The 21070-nt window shown below is 67.6% G+C and carries 14 protein-coding genes; 8 read left to right on the plus strand and 6 right to left on the minus strand.

Features of this window, described 5'->3' with window-relative positions:
- The first annotated feature begins 165 nt into the window (after window positions 1-165).
- From DK26_RS15760 to DK26_RS29385, 5 genes are all read left to right on the plus strand, one after another.
- On the plus strand, window positions 166-2118 hold the full coding sequence (locus tag DK26_RS15760; RefSeq protein WP_248309988.1) for an autotransporter assembly complex family protein: 1953 nt from the start codon (window positions 166-168) through the stop codon (window positions 2116-2118).
- Window positions 2118-6443 carry a translocation/assembly module TamB domain-containing protein gene (locus DK26_RS15765; RefSeq protein WP_066474367.1) on the plus strand — a complete coding sequence of 1442 codons (4326 nt, stop codon included), beginning with the start codon at window positions 2118-2120 and terminating at the stop codon, window positions 6441-6443. Before DK26_RS15760 ends, DK26_RS15765 begins: the two co-directional genes overlap by 1 nt.
- Window positions 6444-6662: 219 nt before the next feature.
- A complete protein-coding gene (locus DK26_RS15770; RefSeq protein ID WP_248309989.1) occupies window positions 6663-8303 on the plus strand; it encodes a porin in 1641 nt (546 codons plus the stop codon).
- Window positions 8304-8581: 278 nt separating this feature from the next.
- Window positions 8582-10912 carry an OmpA family protein gene (locus DK26_RS29880; protein ID WP_066474378.1) on the plus strand — a complete coding sequence of 777 codons (2331 nt, stop codon included), beginning with the start codon at window positions 8582-8584 and terminating at the stop codon, window positions 10910-10912.
- Window positions 10913-10923: 11 nt separating this feature from the next.
- Window positions 10924-11910 (plus strand): hypothetical protein, encoded by a 987-nt coding sequence (locus DK26_RS29385; protein ID WP_066474380.1) that lies wholly within the window; start codon window positions 10924-10926, stop codon window positions 11908-11910.
- 42 nt (window positions 11911-11952) lie between these two features.
- On the opposite strand, the gene DK26_RS15785 is transcribed toward DK26_RS29385, so the two are convergent.
- Both DK26_RS15785 and DK26_RS15790 read right to left on the minus strand, forming a co-directional pair.
- Window positions 11953-12846, minus strand: a complete 894-nt coding sequence (locus DK26_RS15785; protein WP_066474381.1) for an alpha/beta hydrolase — start codon at window positions 12844-12846, stop codon at window positions 11953-11955.
- Window positions 12847-12942: 96 nt separating this feature from the next.
- Complete coding sequence (locus DK26_RS15790; protein WP_066474384.1) at window positions 12943-14967, minus strand: lytic transglycosylase domain-containing protein; 2025 nt, start codon at window positions 14965-14967, stop codon at window positions 12943-12945.
- A 410-nt stretch (window positions 14968-15377) separates the two neighbouring features.
- On the opposite strand from DK26_RS15790, the gene dapA reads away from it, so the two are divergent.
- Together dapA and smpB are read left to right on the plus strand one after the other, a co-directional pair.
- Window positions 15378-16271, plus strand: a complete 894-nt coding sequence (gene dapA / locus DK26_RS15795) for a 4-hydroxy-tetrahydrodipicolinate synthase (protein ID WP_066474386.1) — start codon at window positions 15378-15380, stop codon at window positions 16269-16271.
- A 52-nt stretch (window positions 16272-16323) separates the two neighbouring features.
- Complete coding sequence (gene smpB, locus DK26_RS15800; protein WP_066474389.1) at window positions 16324-16797, plus strand: SsrA-binding protein SmpB; 474 nt, start codon at window positions 16324-16326, stop codon at window positions 16795-16797.
- Between the two features lie 191 nt (window positions 16798-16988).
- Here smpB and DK26_RS15805 read toward each other — a convergent pair whose 3' ends face one another.
- The 4 genes from DK26_RS15805 to lepB form a co-directional block, all read right to left on the minus strand.
- Window positions 16989-17615, minus strand: coding sequence for an NYN domain-containing protein (locus tag DK26_RS15805; protein ID WP_066474393.1), 627 nt, complete (start codon window positions 17613-17615; stop codon window positions 16989-16991).
- A 150-nt stretch (window positions 17616-17765) separates the two neighbouring features.
- On the minus strand, window positions 17766-18677 hold the full coding sequence (gene era, locus DK26_RS15810; protein WP_083533264.1) for a GTPase Era: 912 nt from the start codon (window positions 18675-18677) through the stop codon (window positions 17766-17768).
- Window positions 18670-19401 carry a ribonuclease III gene (gene rnc / locus DK26_RS15815; protein WP_066474397.1) on the minus strand — a complete coding sequence of 244 codons (732 nt, stop codon included), beginning with the start codon at window positions 19399-19401 and terminating at the stop codon, window positions 18670-18672. Before rnc ends, era begins: the two co-directional genes overlap by 8 nt.
- Window positions 19398-20162, minus strand: coding sequence for a signal peptidase I (lepB, locus tag DK26_RS15820; protein ID WP_066474401.1), 765 nt, complete (start codon window positions 20160-20162; stop codon window positions 19398-19400). Before lepB ends, rnc begins: the two co-directional genes overlap by 4 nt.
- Window positions 20163-20377: 215 nt before the next feature.
- Between lepB and aqpZ the strand changes: the two genes are divergently transcribed.
- Window positions 20378-21070, plus strand: a complete 693-nt coding sequence (gene aqpZ, locus DK26_RS15825) for an aquaporin Z (protein WP_066474404.1) — start codon at window positions 20378-20380, stop codon at window positions 21068-21070.

The following is a 21070-nucleotide window of genomic DNA, read 5'->3' on the forward strand; positions in this document are numbered from 1 at the left end:
GATCATGCCACGGATCGGCAGCGTTGAATTGTGATCAACTGACGGCAGGATCACAAAAAGAACTCATTTTCTGCATTCTAGTCGCGTTGCGTTGGAGGTTTGATGCGGTTGAGACGGAGGAGGGGGCTCGGTGTTGCGGGCGGGGGCTTATGCGCTTTCGTCGCGATGCTTGCGGCCGAAACTCCGCCGGCCCGCGCCTTCGATCTGTCCTCGCTCGACGTCTTCGGCCTGTTCGGTTCGAAGGAGAAGCCACCAGCGGTCAGCGCCACCACGCTGCCCTACGAGCTGAACTTCGAGCTTGGCGATGCGCAAGATGCCAGCGCGCTGACACGCAATCTGCAGGATGCCTCGCTGCTCTATCGCCTGAGGCAGGATCCACCGCCCGACGGCGATAGCCTGGCGCGCCGGGCGAGTGCCGATATCGACCCGATGCTCGATGCGCTCTGGGCGCGCGGCTACTTCAACGCCCAGGTCACGATCGCGGTCGATGGTGCGGTGGTCCGCCAGGCGGGCGAGCCGCCGCCCGGCTTTGCCGCGGCGGCCGAGCGCTTTCGCAACCGCGCGCCGGCGCCGGTGGTCGTCACCGTCGATCCCGGGCCGCTCTTCACGCTCCGCAATGTCGACATCGTCCCCGGCGCGAAGCGCGATCCGACTGCGGTGATCGCCGATCCCGGAAAGGTCTCCGGGCTGAGGCCGGGCGACCCGGCCGCGTCGGCCTCGTTGCGCGCGGCGCAGGCGGCGCTTGTCGACTATTGGCGCGCTCGCTCGCGCCCGCTGGCCAAGGTCGTCGAGATCCGGCCGGTCGTCGACCATGCCGCAAAGATCATGGATGTCGCTGTCGTCGTCGATCCCGGTCCGGTCGCCGGCTTCGGCGACTTCAGCATCGGCGAAACCGGCGACATTCCCGAGCCGGTGATCCGCTCCTTCATCTATCTCGAGCCCGGTGATCCCTATTCGCCCAAGGCACTCTCCGACACCCGCAAGTCGATTGCGCAGATCCCCGCGGTCGGCGCGGTGCGGATGCGGGAGGGCACGGCCCTCGATGCGCGCGGCAACCTGCCGATCTTCGTCGAGGTCAACGAGAGGCCCAAGCGCCTGATCGGCTTCTCGGCGCGCTATTCGACCATCGATGGCCCGACGGTGCGGACCTATTGGGAACATCGCAACCTGTTCGGCGGGGCCGAGCGCCTGCGGCTGGAGGGCGATCTCTTCTTCGCACCGCGCATCGACGGCACCAAGATCCAGCGCTTCGGCGACTTTCTGCCGTCCGATCTCGGTGCTCGTTTCTCGATCGGCTTCATGAAGCCGGCCCTGGGCGGCAGCCGCAACGACCTGCTCGTCGACGTGGTCGGCACGCGCGAGCGCGTCGGAACCAATCGCTATGGCGGCTACACGGCCCGCTACGTCAACGCCACCGCCGCCATCCGCCACCGCTTCAGCGACGTCTTCTCGATCCAGGCCGGGCTGGAGGCCGAGCGCGGCCAGACCAGCGACGTCCTCGGCCAGGTCGACTACACCCTGTTCGGCGTGCCGCTCTCGGTGCGCTACGATTCGACCGACAGCCTGCTCGACCCGACGCGGGGTATCCGCGTCACCGCTTCGGTCGCGCCCTACTACTCCTACGGCCATTCGGCGGCGCCCTTCTTCCAGAGCAAGGCTGCGCTTTCTGGCTACTATTCGCTGGACGAGGACGGGCGCTATGTGCTGGCCGGGCGGGTCGGTCTTGGCTCGGTCGCAGGCGCCGATCTCGACGAAATCCCGGCGACGCGGCGCTTCTATGCAGGCGGCGGCGGTTCGGTACGCGGCTATGCGTATCGCTCGCTGGCGCCACTTGGGCCGCTCTACCAGCTGACTGGCGGGCGCAGCCTGTTCGAGGCCTCGGCCGAGGCGCGCATCAAGATCACCAACACGATCGGCATCGTGCCCTTCTTGGACGCCGGCATGGCCTTCGAATCGCAGGTACCGAACTTCAAGGAGCAGTTGCAGTTCGCCGCTGGCCTCGGCCTGCGTTACTATACGCCGATCGGGCCGATCCGCGTCGATGTCGCGGCCCCGCTCAACCCGCGCAAGGGCGACAAGCCCGTCGCCCTCTATATCAGCATCGGGCAGGCCTTCTGATGGGCGCGCTCCGCTTACCCCGGCTGGTGCTATCCCTCGCGGCGCTGCTGATCGCCGGGCTGCTGGTCTTCGTTTCCGGCTTCGGCCTGCACGCCCAGAACTCCGGCGAGCGCGGCGTCCTCGCCGACCTGATCTCGAAGGCGCTCTCGACCGATGGCAGTCAGGTCTCGATAGGCGCCGTGGACGGCGCGCTGTCCTCGGACGCCTCTATCCGCGACATCGTCATCTCCGACCGCGACGGCCCCTGGCTCCGCCTCGACCGGGCGCGGTTGATCTGGACGCGCTCGGCCTTGTTGCTGCGCCGGCTCGAGGTCAACCGGCTCGAGATCGGCAAGCTCGAGATCCTGCGCAGGCCGCTGCCCGACCCTGCGGCTGCGGCGGCCCAGGCCAATGATGGTCCGCTCCTCCCCGATCTGCCGCTGAAGGTGATCATCGAGGCCTTTCAGCTCGGCGAGCTTGCGCTCGGCCCAACCGTGATCGGCGCGCCGGCGCGGCTCTCGGCGAACGGTTCGGCGCGCCTCGGCCCGCCCAATGAGGGGCTCGACCTGCGCCTCGCCGGCCGCCGGCTCGACATGGGCGGCAGCCTCGACGTCAATCTGCGTTTCGTGCCGCAGACCACGCAGCTCCAGCTCGCGATCAAGCTCGACGAGCCGCAGGGCGGCCTGCTCGCGACCATCGCCGATCTGCCTGACCGCCCGCCGGTCAAGCTCGACCTCTCGGGCGACGGGCCGCTCGATCGCTTCAAGGCGACGCTCGCCTTCAATGCCGGGCCGAGCATCGGCGCGGACGGCACCGCCGACCTCTCGCGTCGCGGCGCCGGGCGCCGCCTGCTGCTCGCGCTCGATTCCCGCATCGCCGGCCTGATGCCGCCACCGGTCGCGCCCGTCTTCCAGGGGTCGACCCGGCTCGATGGCGCCGTCGCCTTCGCCGATGACGGCGCCGTCGCGGTCGAGGAGCTCGCCCTGGTCTCGGCGCTGGCCCGGCTCGATGTGAAGGGGCTCTACGGCGCCGACAAGAACCTCGATTTCACCGTGACCGCGGCCGCCCGGCCGAATGCCGAGGGCCGGACTGTCGCCTCCGGCACCGAGATCGCCAAGCTAGCCTTCGACGCCAGGATCCAGGGGCCGGCCGCCGGTCCGCGGGTCAATGCCAGCTTGCAGGCCGAAGGTGCTTCGGTGCCTGCCGGCAAGCTCGGCAAGCTCGATCTGACCTTCACCGCTACGCCGAACGGCCCGTTCGGCGATCCCGCGACAAGGACGGTCCTGGTGTCCGATGGCGAAGCCTCCGGTATCGCGTTCGTCGATGCCGGGCTCGCGCGCTTCATTGGCGACCGCGTCCGCTTCACCTTGCGCGGCACGGCGAGTGAGGGCGGTGGTGGCGAGTTCGAGACGCTGAAGCTCGCCTTCGGGGGCGCGGAGCTCGATTATATCGGCCAGCTGGGCCCCAAGCGTATTCTCGGCAAGGCGCAGGCGCGTCTGCCCGATCTCTCCCGGCTGAGCGGCCTTGCAGACCGCAAACTCAAGGGCGCGGCGACCGTCGCGGCGGCGATCGACGCCGAGCCCCATCTCAAGAGCTATGCGGTGAAGCTCGACGGCTCGGCGGAGGCCCTCGGCCTCGATCAGGAGGCGCTCGATCGTCTGCTCGCCGGCAAGCTGACGCTAGGCGGCGAGGTCCGTGTGCCCGGAAGCGGCGGGCTCGTCGTCAACGGCTTCCGCATTGCCGGCACCCATGTCACCGCGGCCGCCGACGGTGCGCTCGGCGCCCAGGGCTCCGATCTGCGCGCCAATATCGCGATTCCCGATCTGCGCCGCGCCGATCCGAGATTGTCGGGGCAGGGCGCTTTCGATGCCGCCTTGTCCGGTCCGCTCGACAAGCTCGACGCGACGCTGCGCGCCGCCATCAGCAACGCCACGGCGCTCGGCCGCCCGGTGCCGCGGCTCGCGCTTGATGCGATACTGCGCGACCTGCAGGGAGCGCTGACCGGCGAAGCGAAGCTGTCCGGAGAGGTCGAAGGCAAGCCTGCGACCGGCATGCTCCGCTTCGCCAAGCGCGATCCCGGCGGCTGGAACCTGCCGCAGCTCGACGTCGCCATCGGCTCGGTCACGCTTAATGGCGCGCTCGATCTCGACGCCGCCAATCTCGCCGAAGGCAACCTGAAGCTCGCCGCCCGCAATCTCGACGACCTCTCGGCTTTGGCGCTGGCCAAGCTCGGCGGCCGCATCGATGCCGATCTGCGCCTCGCCCGGCCGAATGGTGGCCAGAACATCGACCTCAAGACCAATGCCCAGCGCCTGTCGGCGCCTAGCCTGACGCTCGAGAAACTCGATGCCACGCTCGCCATCGTCGATGCCCTGCGCAAGCCGCGGATCGACGGCAATGTCCAGGTCGACCGTGCCGTCATTGCCGGCGAGCCGGTCAGCGCAATTCGGCTGGTCTCGCAAGGCGCCGCCGAGACCAGCGACATCAGCCTCGATGCCACGGCGCGCGGCTTTGCGCTGGCCGCCAAGGGCAGGCTCTCCGTGTCCGAGCCGCTGCGCTTCGACCTCTCCAGCTTCACCGCCAGCCGCGACGGCCGCCGCATTTCGCTTTCCAAGCCGGCGAGCTTCGCCGCCATAGAGGGCGGCGTCGCCATTCGCGATCTCGCCATCGCCGTCGATGCTGGCCGTATCGCGCTCGACGGTCAGGTCGGCCGCGCCCTCGACCTGCGCTTCCAGGCGCAGAATGTGCCGCTCTCGGCTGCAAGGCTTGCCGCGCCGACGCTCGATCTGTCCGGCACGCTCGACGCCGAGGCGACGATCAAGGGAACGCCAGAGGCCCCGACCGGTCCGTGGCGCCTGAAGATCGCGCGCCTCGTCGCGCCGCAGACGCGGCAGGCCGGTCTGCCGCCGATCGAGATTGCCGGGCAGGGCGCCCTGAACGGCCGCCAGACCAGCCTCGATGCCAGCCTCAATGCCGGCCGCTTCGTCGCGCTGACCGCGAAGGGGACGGCGCCGCTCGGCGGCAATGGCGCGCTCGATCTCGCCGTGCAGGGCCGGGTCGATGCCGCACTGGCCAATACCCAGCTCGCGGCTGATGGCCGGAACCTGACCGGCCAAATCGCCATCGACATGCGGGCCAGCGGAACGATGTCCGCACCGCAGCTCTCCGGTGGCGCGACGCTCACCAATGGCAGCTTCAGCGATGCCCTCCAGGGCGTCAGGCTGACCGCGATCGAGGCGCGCCTCGCCGCGCGCGGTCCTGAACTCGCGATCGAGCGCTTCTCGGCGCAGACGCCGGGTGGCGGTACGCTTTCGGCGCGCGGCAATGTCCGGCTCGATCCCGAGGCCGGTTTCCCGGGGACGATTCGGATCGAAGGCAAGCGCGCCCAGCTCGTCGCCAACGGGCTGGTCACCGCGGTGGCCGATCTCGGGCTCGATCTCGCAGGGCCACTGGCTCAGCGCCCGCGCGTCTCCGGACGCATCGGCGTCGTCACGATCGAGGTCGCCGTGCCGGACCGGCTGCCGTCGAGCCTGCGCCCGGTCGACGGCATCAGGCATGTCCACGCCAAGGGCCAGGCCGCGCAACGCCTCGCGGCGCAGCGCAAGGCCCGCGCCGCCGCACAGCGCAAGGGTGCCCGCGCGCCGGCCTTCGATGCCGCGCTCGACATCACGGTCTCCGCCCCGGGACGCGTCTTCATCCGTGGCCGCGGCATCGACGCCGAACTCGGCGGCGAGCTGCGTGTCGGCGGCACCTCGGCGAATCCCGTGCTGAACGGCGGCTTCGATCTGCGCCGCGGTCGCCTGAGTGTGCTCAGCCAGCGCCTCGACTTCAGCCGCGGTCGGGTGACCTTCTCCGGCGACGTCATGCCGGAACTGGACTTCGTCGCAGAGACGCGCGCCGCCGACGTTACGGCCAGAATCATCGTCAGCGGCCAGGCATCGGCGCCGGAGTTCGCCTTCACCTCCTCGCCGGAGCTGCCGCCGGACGAGGTGCTCTCGCGACTGCTCTTCGAGCGCGCTTCCGGCTCGCTCTCGCCCTTCCAGGCGCTGCAGCTCGCCCAGACCGCGGCGCAATTCTCGGGTGCCGGTGGCGAGGACGTGTTCGAGAAGCTGCGGCGCCAACTCGGTGTCGACAATTTCGACGTCCAGATGGGGCCGGACGGGCCGACCGTCGGTGTCTCGCGCGCCTTGTCCGACAACATCACAATCGGTGTGAAGGCAGGAGCCAAACCCTCCGAAAGCGGAGTCTCTGTCGGCATCGACGTGACCCGGCGGCTGAAGCTCCAGGCGGAGACCAATGCCGACGGCAGCGCGGCGGTCGGTGTCGGAGCCGAGTGGGAATACTGAGTCGGCTGGCGGGGGAATCGTCGCCGCTGCTCGGAGCCGAAGATTCGCCTCATAAGAGGGCCAAAACGGGCTTCGGGTGCCGCGATCCGGTCCCGGCCGGTTAACAGCGTCTTAAGTTCCGCGCTCAAAGCGTGGCCGACGTGCAACACCGGGGTCCAAAGAGCCCCGCCAAGCCTCACCCGGACGTGATGATGGTTGATCGCGGGGCGGGCATTCGTAATGGTGACTGTGCGGCGGGACATTCCCGGTCGCTGTTTTTCAACTTCGCCTCTGAGTGGTTCAGGGTGGGGGGGGAAGACCGGGATAGGCGGGTTCGCCGGTGGGGTCTCCTGGGGCCGTCCGGAAAACGAGTTCGCCGAAGCCCGAGGGTCTCGAAACTCTTTTGGAGGTTATCAAATGAAGCTCGTTAAGAGCCTCCTCCTCGGTTCTGCCGCCGGTATCGCCGCGGTTGCCGGGGCTCAGGCCGCCGACCTTCCCTCGCGGAAGGCCGCTCCGGTCGAATACGTTCGCGTCTGCTCCGCCTACGGCGCTGGCTTCTTCTACATCCCGGGCACCGACACCTGCCTCCGCGTCGGCGGTCGTGTCCGTGCTGAGTACACCGTCGGTTCGCGCTATGGCGACACGAACGACTCCTACGGCAGCCGCGCTCGTGGTCGTCTGAACGTCGACGCCCGTACCGCCACCGCTTTCGGCACCCTGCGGACCTTCTTCCGCTACGAGCTGACCAACAGCACCGGCCTGTACAACAACACGCTCAACGGCAACCAGGGCATCGTCGCTCCGGGCGCCCCGCGCACCCTGACCGGCTCGACCGCTTCGTCGGCGAACCTCGATCTGGCCTTCGTCCAGTTCGGCCCGATCACCGCTGGTCGCGCTCAGTCGTTCTTCGACTTCTATGCCAACGATCTCGGCTTCACCACCGTTCGTACGGCTGACTCGCGTCTGAACCTGTTGGCCTACACCGCCACCTTCGGTTCGGGCTTCTCGGCCACCCTGTCGCTCGAAGATCGCGTCTCGGGCACCGGTTCGCGTGAGTCCGGCATCGCTCTGGTCGGCACCAACGCCGCCGGTGAGCCGATCGGCCTGGGCGTCGGCAGCTACCTCGGTCAGGACTATCCGGACATCGTCGCCTCGCTCCGCGTCGATCAGGGCTGGGGTTCGGCTCAGTTGTCGGCTGCTCTGTCGCAGCGCAGCATCAACAACGCTGGCCTGAACACCGTCTTCGGTCCGGGCGGCGCTGCTGCTGGCGGCATCGCCAACGGCAACGGCATCTTCGTCGGCAACAAGGACGAGATGGGCTGGGCCATCCAGGGCGGCGTGAAGATCAACCTGCCGATGCTTGCGGCTGGCGACTTCCTGTTCCTGCAGGCTGCCTACGCTGACGGCGCTCTCGGCTACCTCGGCTGGGGCGGCAACATGGGCGTCGGCCGTATCTCGGCCTTCAACTCGCAGCTCGCTGTCGCCGACTTCGGCGTGAACGCCATCGGCAACGTCGACTCCTCGACCGGCTGGTCGATTGTCGCGGCCCTGCGTCACTTCTGGACCCCGACCCTGCGTTCGGAGCTCGTCGCTTCGTACTCCGAGCTGAAGCTCGGCTACGTGCTCGGCGCTCAGAACGTCGGTGGGCAGATCAACCGCCCGCTCGATCCGAAGGAGCTGATCGTCTCGGGTAACCTGATCTGGTCGCCGGTTTCGGGCCTGGATATCGGCGTCGAGGTGCTCTACACCAGCACCAACCTGCGTCAGCCGGTCCTGTCGGGCAACAACCTCGGCAACCGCATCGCGGTCGGCAACGGTGGTTCGCTCGTCAAGTCCGACGACGCTTGGGCTGGCCGCTTCCGCATCCAGCGCGACTTCTGATCGATCTTACGATCGTGAGGATGGAAGCCCCGGGGAAACCCGGGGCTTCTTTCGTTTTGGCGGCCTGCGGCGGGCGCTGACGAGATGCTTGGCGATGATGCGAGCTTGGCGACGACGCGAGGCGTCTCGACCGCGCGGCCGCGCCAGTGCCGCGGGCCGCCGATTCCGGGGTAGAACCTGGCCGCTTTGCTTGACTTGATCGTGGGATAGGGCCTGATTCTTGCGGTGCCGTAGGAGCCGGAAGCGGTTCGATTCGGTGGCAGGGGCGAGGGTCGGGGATGACGCGGCAGGCCGGTTGGCTGTGGGGATTCGTTCCACTGGCGGTGTTGTGGAGCTCGGCAAACCTGATTCAGGGCGAAGCGGTTCGCAGGGATGTCGAGGGCAGGGCTCTCGCAGCCGGATCTCTTGCTGGCGCGGCTCCGGGAATTCGCGAAGTCACGGTCAGGGTCGATGGCCGCGACGTCTATCTCGATGGCGAGGCGACCAGCTCCGACGGTGCCGCCAAGGCGTTGGCGCAGCTGACGTCCGAATTCGGCGTCCGGCGTGTGATCGGTGGCCTGACCCAGGTCGTCGCGCAGAAGCCTTATAGCTGGTCGGCCAACCGCGAGGCGAAGCGGCTGACGCTTGCCGGCTACGTGCCGGACGAGGCGACGGCGAAGGCCAATCTCGCTGCCGCCAGGGCGCTGGGAGCCGATCTGCCGATCGAGGACCAGCAGAAAATAGCCTTCGGCGCGCCGGCCGGTTTCGCGGCCCTGACCGCGGCGATGATCGCCGACCTCGGCCGCCTCGCCACCGGCAAGGTCGCGCTCGACGATGCGCGTTTCTGCGTCGAGGGTACGGCCTCCACGCCGGAGGCCTATCTGGCCCTGCGGGCCGCGGCGGCGACGGCTGCCCCGGCAGGCTTTTCGCGAGTCGACTGCGCGCTCAACCCGCCGACTGTCGCGCCCTATGCCTGGAGCGCCGAGAAGAGTGCCGCCGGGACCGTGACGATTTCCGGATTCTACCCGTCGGAGGCTGTGAAGCGGGAGTTCGGCGTCCTGCTCGCACGCGGCTTCCCCGGGGAAGGCAAGATCATCGACAGGACATTGCCGGCCGCTGGCGAGCCCCCGGTTTTCCTGGCGCAAGTCGGACGCGCGATTTCGGAGTTGGCGCGTCTGCACAGCGGCAAGGTCGAACTCGAGGGAGGCCGCTACCGGATCAGCGGCGAGGGGCCGAAGGATTTCGCCAGCTGCGAGGCGCTACGGCTCAACATCGCCCAGGCGGATGGCCCGGAATCCGTGGCAGTGGCGACGATCGCCTGCCCACCGCCACCGCCGCCACCTCCCGCACCGGTGATGCCGCCCATGCCGGAGGCTCCGGCGCTCAACCTCACCTTTGCCCCACCGCCAACGCCCGCGGAGCCTCTCGCGCCGCAGGCGCCTCTGGCGCCGACGGTGGCGACCGCGCCGCCGCCCCCGGCACCACCGCCTGCTCCTGCAGTTCCGGCGCGCCCGCTGCAATGGCGTGCCGAGAAATCGGCCGATGGCATCACCTTGTCGGGCTTCGCTCCCGACTCGGCTGCCAGGATAGCTGTGGCGGAACTCGCCCGGACAGCTCTTGGCCGCGGCGCGCTGACCGATCGGACCAGTATCGAGCCGAACCTGCGCAACTCGGCCGACTACGGCGCCGTGACGCGTTTCGCCCTCGGCCTTCTGGCGAAGATCGAGCGCGGCAGTGTCAGCCTGAACGGCGGTAATCTCTCGGTTGCTGGCGCCGCGCCAGATCATGCCGGTTGGACGGCGCTGCAGGAGGCGCTTAAAGGGCAGTCCCTGCCGGCTGGCCTTGTGCTTTCCAGCACGCCGGCGCTGACCATCAACCGCTACGGTTTCTCGGCCACGGTCGACAAGACCGGCGGCACGCTGACGGGCCATCTGCCGGATGCTGGTTCGAAGCAGGCGATCGCGGCGCTGATCGAGGCCTCGCCGCTGCGCGGCAAGATTCAGGACGAGACGACGATCGTGCCGGCGGCGCCAGCCGGCTTCGGGGTTGCGGCGCGCGGTGCGATCCAGGACCTGCTGCGGCTGGACCTCGGTTCGGTAAGCGTGGTTGATCATGACGTCAGCGTTCAGGGCCTTACCTGCCGCGATCTCATACGCGCCGAGATCGAAACCAATGCCGCGAGCGGTCTTCCGGAAGGCTTCACCGGCAAGGCCGAGGTCGCCATGCGCCAGACCGGCTGCGTCATCGACCCGCCCAGCACCTGCCAGAACGATCTCGATGCCTTGACCCAGCGCTACTACGTGATGTTCGGGCAGGGCACGGCGGTGGTGACGCTCGATCCTGTCACCGAGCGGGCGATGGTCGAGGCTGCGGCGATTCTGAAGCAGTGCCCGGCCTCGCGGGTCACCGTCGAGGGCCACGCCAATCTCGACGGCGAGCGGGCGGGCTTCAACAACCTCGACCTGTCGCGGCGGCGCGCTCAGAGGGTTCGCGAGGAACTCGTCCGGCGTGGGCTGGATCCTGACCAGCTCGAGGTCAAGGGCTATGGCGTCGACCGGCCGCTGGTTGCCCATGGCGATACCGAAGCCAAGGTCAAGAATCGCCGCGTCCAGTTCACCGTCGCGAAATAGGGACGCAAGCCATGCTGTATCTCGCGCTCCATTTTGCCTGGTTTCTCGTGGCAGCCTTCGCCATCGGCCTGGTTTTCGGCTGGCTGACCTGTCGCGGCTGGCTGCGCGGCCTGCTTTCTGCCCAGGTGCTGCTCGTCGTCGCGCTCTGGGCGGGCGCCGCGGCGCTGGTCTGGCTGCGCGCCTTGAACAACCTGCCGGCCTTCTGGGTCGAGACCGGTCTTCTCTATGTGGCGGTCTATGCCGCCGGCTGCCTGGTCGGCTGCCTGCTCAAGGGCGATGCGCCGGTGCCGGAAGCGGCGCTCGCCCTGCCTGCGCCGCGGCTGGCGCTGCCGCAACCACCCCGCGCCTTGCCTGCGCCAATCGGGAGTGCAGAGCCTGCCCCGATGCCTAAGCTCGACGGCGAGGATGCGATCGCCGGGCGCAGGCCGACCGGCTATGTCGCTGCGCGCGGCGGCGTTGCCGACGATCTCAAGCTGATCAAGGGCGTCGGCCCGCAGAACGAGGAACGCCTGCACGCGCTCGGCATCTGGCATTTCAGCCAGATCGCGGCCTGGACGCCTGAGAATGTCGAATGGGTCGGCGGCTATCTCGCCTTCCCGGGCCGGATCGAGCGCGAGGAATGGGTCGCGCAGGCTGCGACACTGGCCGGAGACGCGGCGACGGCCGATCAGGCAGCGCCCGTCGTCATGTCCGGTGCGGCTCTCGAAGGCACGCGGCCGGGTAACCTGCTCACGGCAGCCCGCGACGGCAAGCCGGACGATCTGTCGCTGATCGACGGTGTCGGCAACGCCATCGCCGAAAAGCTGAACGGGCTCGGCATCTGGCATTTCGACCAGCTCGCTGCGCTCGGGACGGAAGAGCTGCGCTATATCGCGCACCACACCGGTTTTCCGGGGCGCGACATCGCCGAGCAATGGCGGGCCGAAGCGCGCATCCTGGCCGCTGGTGGCGAGACGGCGCATTCGCGCGCAGAGAAAGAGCGGCGCGGCAAGGGCTGACGAGGCCGACCGCTCGCCGGCGAGCCTTTTGCCGGCGCGCCGTCAGGCGGCGCGTTTCTCCGCGCGGCTCACCAGCCTGCCGATGCGTTTCGTCATGTCGCGGCTGCCGAGCAGCGGCGCGTGGCCCTGTCCCGGCGCGGTAAAGATCTCGCATTGCGGATGGCGCCCGGCCATCTCCGTCAAGGTCTGCTCGGCCAGCAGGTCGGAGTTCTCGCCGCGAATGCCGAGGACGGGGACGTGGTTCAGCGCGGCGAAATAGGGCCAGAGCACCGGCAGCGGCGCTTCGAGATCGAGCTCTTCGAGTGTCTTGAGCAGCCGCGGATCGTAATCGGGGACGAGCGCGCCGCCGCGCTCGGTCCAGGTGCGGCGGGCCATGACCTCCCATTCCCGGTCGCCGAAGAGCGGGAACTGCTGGTCCGAAAGCCTTTTCAGGATCTCGGCGCCCTCGGCGAAGCTGCGCGGCGTGGGCAGCTTGCCGACATAGCCGCGAATGCGCAGCAGGCCGCGCGCATCGATCACCGGCCCGACATCGTTGAGCACGACGCCCTTGATCACGCTTGGCCGCGCCACGGCCAGCGCCATGGTCAGCAGCCCGCCGCGCGAGGTCCCGACAAAGGCCGCTTCCTCGATGCCGGTGGCCGCGAGAACCTGCATGAGGTCGTCGAGCTCGACGCGGATGTCGTAGTTGCGCCAGTCGCGGTCGTACTCCGAGCGGCCGCGCCCACGATAGTCGAGGGCGAGCACCCGCCGGGGCTCGGCGGGATCGCTGCTCAGCGCCAGCGCCAGCTCGTGGAAGTCGGCCGCGGTGCGGGCGAGGCCGGGCAGGCAGATGACAGGCAGGGCGCGCGCCGCGAGCGGGCCGTATTCGCGCACATGCAGTTTCAGCCCGTCGCGGGCGCTGAAATAGAGCGAGCGGAATCCGCTATCGGCGTCCATGCGTGATCCTGTCGTGTGGTCGACAAGGCTTGTCGCATGCCGGCTCCGCTGCGGCAAAGCCCCTTCTCGCCCCTTTGGGGCGGGATGAACCATGCCTCAATCGCGCTTTCCGCCGCGTTTCAGATCCTGGTCGATCATGTAGGCGGTGCGCTGGTTCAGGCGCTGGCGATAGACCTGCAGGTTTTCCATGACGCGCTGGACATAATTGCGCGTCTCGGAGAACGGGATGCGCTCGACCCAATCGACGGCATCGACCTCGGGAAGGCGCGGGTCGCCATAGGCGGTGATCCATTTCTTCACATTGCCCGAGCCGGCATTGTAGGCGGCGAAGGTCAGGATGTAGGAGCCTCGCCAGTCGCCGAGCAGGTCGTTGAGATGGGCAGCCCCCATCTTCGCCGAATAGAGCGGGTCCTTGGTCAGCCGGTCGAGCTCGAACGGCAGCTGTGCCCGTCTTGCCGTCTCGCGCGCCGTCGCCGGCATCATCTGCATCAGGCCGAGCGCACCGGCATGCGAGACTGCCGCCGGGTCGAAGGCGCTTTCCTGCCGGGCAATCGCGTGGACGATGGCCCGCTCCATCGGATCGCCGAGCACCGGGAACTCAGGCACGCCCGAGGTCGGGAAGGCGGCCTCGTCGAGCGGAAAACCGCGCTGCAGGGCGATCTTGCCGATGGTCAGCAAGGTCTTGGCGTCGCTGCGCTGGCGGGCAAGGTCGGCGATGGCCTCGAGCGCGGCGGTATCGTGCAGGCGCTGCGACAGGTCGATCAGCAACTGGCCGGCGAGATCGGGCGCCTCGATCTCGTAGAGCAGCTTGGCGGCCTTGAAGCCGGGCAGATGCGCGAGCGGCGCCGCAACCGTACGCCTGACCGGCAGGTCCGTGAGGCCAAGCCGCGCGCGGGCAAGCTGGCCGTAATAGGCGACGGGGTGCTCGGCGGCGCGGCCATAGAAGGCCTTCGCCTCCTCGGCCTTGCCGAGCACGTCGGCAGCGCGGCCCTGCCAGTAGGTGGCGCGGGCGACCGAGATCGGCGTCTCGGCGATCTTGGCGGCCTCGGCGAAGTGCTTGGCCGCGCGTTCGGCGTCCTTTTCGAAGCGCAGCGCGATCCAGCCGGAATGCCACTCGGCGTCGATGCGCTCGGCCGTGTCCTCGGCGCCATGGCCGGAAACGACCGCATAGGCGCCCTTGGCGTCGCCATCGTCGAGCAGCCTGCGGGCGATCAGCCGGCGCTCGGTCCACCAGCCGTCGCCGTCGCCGAGCAGGGCCGGGTCGCGCGGGACCTCGGCGATGGCCTTCGCCGCATCCGCAGCCTTGCCGCTGCGGCGTGCCTGCTGCGCCTGCAGGAAGGCGAAGGAGATGTCCTTCTTCATGGCGGCGGGCACGGCGTCGATCTGCTTCTGCGCGATCGGGCCCTTGGCCTTGGCCGAGGCGAGGCGGACCTTCGCCAGCGCGACATAGTCCTGGGAGACGCGCGCGGCATTGCGCAGCGCCTCCTCGCTCTTTCCTGCGAAGAGGTAGCGCTCGGTGCGCAGGCGATGGTCGGCGGTGCTGAGCTTGTCGCCGAAATTGTCGAGCACGATCTTTTCGAGCCCGGCGCCGAGATGGTCGTTGAGCCAGGTCCGGCGCGCGAGCGCCAGCGCTTCCTGCTGCTTGCCCTCGGCGGCGAGGGCCCGTGCGAGCGCGACGCGGCCGGCCGGGCTGATCGGCTCGCCGCCATGGAAGAAGGCGCGGACGGTCTCCGGGCTGCGGCGGTCGTTGATCAGCGCCGCTTCGGCACGCCGACGGAACGGGGTGGTGCCGGGATAGTTCGGAAACTCGTCGAGGAAGGCGTCGATGCGCTCGAAGCTCACCACATTGGTCAGGCTGCGCAGCGCCACCCATTCCAGCATGCCGCGCACCGCCTTGTCGTCGACGCCGCGGGCGACGGCGTCGCCCTCTTCCAACTTGCCGGTGCGATAGGCCACGACCGCCTTCTTCAGCGGCTCGAGGTCGATCCGCTCTTCCGGCCGGGCGATCTCTGCCGGCGGCGCGGGCGATGCGGGCGGCTCGGCCTGCGGCGCGAGCGAGGCCGTGACGCCGACATCGACGCTGGTGTTTCCGGTATCTGCTGCAGGCGTGTTGACGCTCACCAGCCGCTCTTCCTGAAAGGGATGCGAGCCGTCGGGGCCTGCCGAGCACGGGCCGGTTGCCACCAATATGAGCGTCAGGCCAGCTCCAAAGAACCGTCGGCCCGGCGATAGCGCCATCGAGGGATCCCCCCTAGCGCGCTTTCTCTCGTTCGGCCGGAGGGGTCGAACGGGAGAAGGTGCGCAGCGTTACGAACTGGAGCACGTCCTCGGCGCAAAAGAGCTGCCGACTTTTGCACAACCTGCTCCGGCAAACAGAATCGTAGCAGTGGCCTATGCTCCGAGACGGAGCTTTATGAAGTCCTAACCATGCCGCCACGATAATTGATGGGTTGCTGGCTTTGCGGACTGCGACTGAAAGGCTATGTCTGTCGCCCGTTTTCCGCGCAACTATGTCGTTTTCAGGACCGCCCATGACCAAGCATGTGCCCTTCACCGGTTCACTCACCGCTCTGGTGACGCCGTTCAAGGACGGCAAGATCGACGAAGCGACCCTGCGCGCGCTTGTCGACTGGCAGATCGAGAGCGGCAGCCATGGGCTCGTGCCCGTCGGCACCACCGGCGAAAGCCCGACGCTGAGCCATGACGAGCACGGTGAGGTCACCGAGATCGTCATCGACCAGGCGAAGGGCAGGGTGCCTGTCATCGCCGGCGCCGGCTCGAACAACACCACCGAGGCGATCGCCCTGGCCAAGCATGCCGAGAAGGCCGGCGCCCAGGGCCTGCTCGTGGTCACGCCCTATTACAACAAGCCGACCCAGGAGGGCATGTATCAGCACTTCAAGGCGGTGAACGATGCGGTCGGCATCCCGATCATCATCTACAACATCCCGCCGCGTTCGGTCGTCGACATGTCGGTCGAGACGATGAAGCGGCTCTACGAGCTGAAGAACATCGCCGGGGTGAAGGACGCCACCGCCAACCTCGCGCGCGTCTCGCAGCAGCGTCATGCGCTCGGCAACGACTTCATCCAGCTTTCGGGAGAGGACATGACGGCGCTGGCCTATATGGCGGCGGGCGGTCATGGCTGCATCTCGGTCGTCGCCAATGTCGCGCCCAAGCTCTGTGCCGAGCTGATGGTCTGCGCCCTCAAGGGTGATTATGCCGGCGCGCTGAAGCTGCAGGACCGGCTGGTTCCGCTGCATGACGCCGTGTTCAAGGAGCCGGGCCTGGCCGGCGCCAAGCACGGGCTGAAGCTGCTCGGCCGCATTTCCGAGGAGGTCCGCCTGCCCCTGCTGCCGGTGACGCCGGCGACCGGCGAGGTCATTCGCGGCGCCATGGTTCACGCCGGCCTGCTCAATGCTTAAGTGAGGCGTTCGGCGGTCGCCATCCGCGGCCGCCGAAGCCGGAGTTTTCTGAATGAGCAAGCCCGATCCCGAGCGCTACAAGCTCGCGGCCGATAATCGCAAGGCCCGCTACAACTACGCGATCACCGAGACGCTGGAAGCCGGCATCGCCCTGCAGGGCACCGAGATCAAGTCCCTGCGCGGCGGCAAGGCGACGATCGGCGAAAGCTATGCCGGCCCGATGGGCGACGAGCTCTTCCTGTTCAACGCCCATATCCCGGAATATCTGGAAGCCAATCGCTTCAATCACGATGTGCGCCGGCCGCGGAAGCTGCTGCTGCATCGCCGCCAGATCAACAAGCTGATGGGGGCGATCCAGCGCGAAGGCTACACCGTCATCCCGCTCAAGGTCTATTTCAACGACAAGGGCCGGGCGAAGGTCGAGCTCGGCCTCGGCAAGGGCAAGAAGCTCCACGACAAGCGCGAGACCGAGAAGACCCGCGACTGGAACCGCGACAAGGCGCGGATCATGAAGACGGGCGGGTGAGGGCGACCGCGGTGTTTATTCGGACTGACACAGGCCCCCGTCATTCCGGGCAAGCCGCATAGCGGCGCAGACCCGGAATCTGTCGAAGGTCGCAGGAACGCTACGATGGATTCCGGCGTTCCGCTTCGCTGCGGCTGGAATGACGAAACGGATTGCCGGCTCCGCGGCGGACTCTGCCGACGGTCGGAGCCTCAGGTGTCGGTAGGCTCGTCGCTCTGGCGGATGCCGTAACGCCGCTCGAGCCCGGGATGGGCAGGCGTGCCATGTCCGCTCGGGGTTCGGGCGCTGCGCTCGGCCGGATCGCGTCCGACCTTCTGCATGAGGTTGCCGAGCTCGACGAATTCGTCGCACTGCCGGCGCAGATCGTCGGCTACCATGGGCGGGTTGGTGTTGATGGTAGAGACCACCGAAACCTTGACGCCCTTGCGCTGCACCGCTTCGACCAGCGGCCGGAAATCGCCATCGCCGGAGAACAGGTAGATCTGGTCGAGATGCGGCGCGAGTTCGAGCATCTCGATCGCCAGCTCGATGTCCATATTGCCCTTGACGCGCCGGCGCCCGGTCGCGTCGGTGAACTCCTTCGCCGCCTTGGTGATGACCCGGTAGCCGTTATAGTCGAGCCAGTCGACCAGCGGCCGGATCGAGGTGTACTCCTCGCTCTCGATCAGGGTGGTGAAGTAGAAGGCGCGGATAAGGTTGCCGCGGCCCTGGAATTCCTTGAGCAGCCGGCGGTAATCCATGTCAAAGCCGAGCTGCTTCGAGGTGGCATAGAGATTTGCGCCATCAATGAAGAGCGCGATGCGCGGCTCGGCTGCCATGGCAATATCTCCCGCTGAAATTCGTTCGATTATAAAGAATCTGCAACAAAGGCGGTGTAACAATGTCGAATGCCGGTCAAAATCCCGGCATTGGTCGTAGGGTCCCTGGCGCTTCGCCGCGGCTTTTCCGTGCGGCGAGACAGGGCCGGTTCAGCCCTTCGGGAACTCCAGGCCCATTTCGCGATAGCGCTCCGGATCGTCGCTCCAGTTCTCACGAACCTTGACGAACAGGAAGAGGTGGACCTTCGCTTCGGCCGCCTCAGAGATCTCAACGCGCGCCTTCTGGCCGATCGCTTTGATGGTTTGGCCGCCTTCGCCGAGCACGATCTTGCGCTGGCTTTCGCGCTCGACATAGATCGTCTGCTCGATCCTGACCGAGCCGTCCGGCCGCTGCTGCCAGCTCTCCGTCTCGACGGTCGAGCGGTAGGGCAGCTCGTCGTGCAGGCGCTCGAAGATCTTCTCGCGCGTGATCTCTGCGGCGAGGAAGCGCAGCGGCGCGTCGGAGATCTGGTCTTCCGGGTAGAGCCACGGTCCGGGCTTCAGCCGCGTCTCGAGCCAGGTCAGGATGTCCTTGACGCCATAGCCCGTCAGCGCCGCGATCATGAAGGTCGTCTCGAACTTGCCGAGCTCGTTGACCTGCGCGGTGATGGCGAGGAGCTTTTCCTTCGGGACGGTGTCGATCTTGTTGAGGATCAGGAACTTCGGCTGCTTCAGCTCGGCGAGCTTTTCCAGCAGGCGCGTATTCTCCTCATGGTTGAAACGCTCGACATCGATCAGCACGCCGATCAGGTCGGCATCGCCGGCACCGCCCCAGGCACTGGTCACCATGGCGCGGTCGAGGCGGCGCTTTGGCGCGAAGATGCCTGGCGTGTCGACGAAGATGATCTGGGTCGGTCCCGACAGCGCGATGCCGCGCACCTGCGTCCGCGTCGTCTGGACCTTGCGCGAGACGATCGAGACCTTGGCGCCGACGAGCTGGTTCAGCAGCGTCGACTTGCCGGCATTGGGGGCGCCAATCAGCGCGACGAAGCCGCAACGGGTCGGCAATTGAGGCTCAGCCATGCTCGCCCTCCGCATTTTCGTTCCACAGGCCCTGCCGGCGCAGGAGAGTTTCGGCGGCCGCCTGCTCGGCGAGGCGCTTGGAGCGCCCCTCGGCCTCGGCTTCCACCAAGGTGCCGATCCGTACCGCGATCCGGAAGACCGGAGCGTGGTCGGGGCCCGAGCGGGCGAGTTCGGCATAGGTCGGGGTCGGATGACCCTGGCCCTGCGCCCATTCCTGAAGCGCCGTCTTGGCATCGCGCAGCGGCGTTACGGGCGTCAGCAGGCGCTGGCCGAAGCCGGCCTCGACCAGTTTGCGCGCAGCCGCATAGCCGCCATCGATGAAGACGGCGCCGATCACGGCCTCGCAGGCATCGGCCAGGATCGCCTTGTTCTTGCGGGCTCCGGCCAGGATCTCGCCTTCGCCGAGGCGCAGATGCGGGCCGAGATCCCAGGCGGCGGCGACCTCGGCGCATGTCTCCTTGCGCACGAGATCGGCGAGGCGGCGCGACATGTCGCCTTCGACCGCCTGCGGGAAGGTGGTGAACAGCATGTCGGCGATCGAGAGGCCGAGCACCCGGTCGCCGAGGAATTCGAGGCGCTGATAGCTGGCGAGCCGACGCTGATCGGCGCTCATATGGGTCAGCGCCGTCTCCAGCAGGGAGCGTTCGGCGAAGCGGTGGCCGAGCTTTGCCTCGAGCCTCGAGAGCTCCGGCAGCTTGCGGCCGGTTTCACTGGGTTTCGTCACTTGATCGTCGTGAACATGCGGTTCCAGCGTACGGTCCAGGGCCATTCCCAGATCCGCCAGGCGGAGGCGCCCTCGTCGATCGAGAAGAAGATGATCTCGGCGCGGCCGACGAAATTCTCGAAGGGCACGTAGCCGACGCTGCGATCACGCGAATCCAGCGAGTTGTCGCGATTGTCGCCCATCATGAAGAAGTGCCCGGCTGGCACCGTGAAGACCGGCGTGTTGTCGAAAGTGCCGGTATCGCCCTCGCGCTCGATGATCTGGTGGCTGACGCCATTGGGCAGCGTCTCGCGATACTGGATCGCCGGCGCCGTGCGGCCCCAGGGGTCGGTGGTGGTGAAGTCGGCGATACGCTCGCGCTTCACCGCCTGGTTGTTGATGTGCAGCACGCCGTCGATCATCTGGATCCGGTCGCCCGGCAGGCCGATTACGCGCTTGATGTAGTCGGTCGAATTGTCGCTCGGCAGCTTGAACACGGCGATGTCGCCGCGCTTCGGCTCCGCGGCCCAGACGCGGCCGTTGAACAGCGGCGGGCTGAACGGCACCGAATGCTTGGAATAGCCATAGGTGTATTTCGAGACGAACAGATAGTCGCCGATCAGCAGGGTCGGGATCAGCGAGCCCGACGGGATGTTGAAGGGCTGGAACAGCAAGGTGCGGATCACCAGGGCGATCAGCAGCGCCTGGACGACGACCTTGACCGTCTCCAGGAACCCGCCTTCGTCCTTGGCCTTGCTCTTGATTTCCGCGTCGTTGGCCACAAGGGGCTCCTGCTGGCTACCGTTTGAATGCGCGGTCTAGCCGAATGTCGGGCGAGGGACAACGCGCATCGCGTCACGGCCTCGTGCGCTGTGGAACCTCGGGAGGCGCATGGCTGTCCTGTCCCATGCGCGGAAGAAGTAAAGCGGTACGCGTTGACGAAAATGCCGCGCAAGAACAGCATCGCACCGTACTGCCGATTTTTTGGGGAATCATCATGGGTGCAAAGAAATATGCCGCCGAAGTCATCGGTACGTTCTGGCTCACCTTTGCCGGCTGCGGCAGCGCGGTCATCGCTGCCGGGTTCCCGCAGGTCGGCATCGGCCTGCTCGGCGTCGCGCTGGCCTTCGGCCTCACCGTCGTGACCATGGCCTATGCGGTCGGGCACATTTCGGGCGGGCACTTCAACCCGGCCGTGACCATCGGTCTGGCGGCAGGTGGCCGGTTCCCCGCCAGCCAGGTCCCTGGCTATATCGTGTCGCAGGTCATTGGCGGTATTGCGGCGGCGGCGGTGCTCTACTTCATCGCCAGCGGTGCGCCCGGCTTCGACGTCGCCAAGGGCTTCGCGTCCAACGGCTATGGCGAGCATTCGCCTGGCAAATACGGCCTCGGCGCGGCCTTCGTGATGGAATTCGTCATGACCGCCGTCTTCCTCTTCGTGATCTTCGGCGCGACCAGCAAGCAGGCGCCGGTCGGCTTCGCACCGCTGGCCATCGGTCTGGCGCTGGTGCTGATCCATCTCGTCAGCATTCCCGTCACCAACACCTCGGTGAACCCGGCACGCTCGACCGGCCCAGCCCTCTTCGTCGGTGGTTGGGCGATCTCGCAGCTCTGGCTGTTCTGGCTGGCGCCGATCCTCGGCGGCATCTTCGGCGGCGTGCTCTATCGCTGGATCAACGACGAGGCCTGA

Origin of the sequence: Allobosea sp. WAO, assembly GCF_001509835.1 — a bacterium.
In the GTDB taxonomy this organism is placed as follows: Bacteria; Pseudomonadota; Alphaproteobacteria; order Rhizobiales; family Beijerinckiaceae; genus Allobosea.

Coding starts and splice junctions, on each gene's coding strand:
- DK26_RS15760 (WP_248309988.1), top strand. CDS start 166: ATGCTTGCGGCCGAAACTCCGCCGGCCCGCGCCTTCGATCTGTCCTCG.
- DK26_RS15765 (WP_066474367.1), top strand. CDS start 2,118: ATGGGCGCGCTCCGCTTACCCCGGCTGGTGCTATCCCTCGCGGCGCTG.
- DK26_RS15770 (WP_248309989.1), top strand. CDS start 6,663: ATGGTGACTGTGCGGCGGGACATTCCCGGTCGCTGTTTTTCAACTTCG.
- DK26_RS29880 (WP_066474378.1), top strand. CDS start 8,582: ATGACGCGGCAGGCCGGTTGGCTGTGGGGATTCGTTCCACTGGCGGTG.
- DK26_RS29385 (WP_066474380.1), top strand. CDS start 10,924: ATGCTGTATCTCGCGCTCCATTTTGCCTGGTTTCTCGTGGCAGCCTTC.
- DK26_RS15785 (WP_066474381.1), bottom strand. CDS start 12,846: ATGGACGCCGATAGCGGATTCCGCTCGCTCTATTTCAGCGCCCGCGAC.
- dapA (WP_066474386.1), top strand. CDS start 15,378: ATGACCAAGCATGTGCCCTTCACCGGTTCACTCACCGCTCTGGTGACG.
- smpB (WP_066474389.1), top strand. CDS start 16,324: ATGAGCAAGCCCGATCCCGAGCGCTACAAGCTCGCGGCCGATAATCGC.
- DK26_RS15805 (WP_066474393.1), bottom strand. CDS start 17,615: ATGGCAGCCGAGCCGCGCATCGCGCTCTTCATTGATGGCGCAAATCTC.
- era (WP_083533264.1), bottom strand. CDS start 18,677: ATGGCTGAGCCTCAATTGCCGACCCGTTGCGGCTTCGTCGCGCTGATT.
- aqpZ (WP_066474404.1), top strand. CDS start 20,378: ATGGGTGCAAAGAAATATGCCGCCGAAGTCATCGGTACGTTCTGGCTC.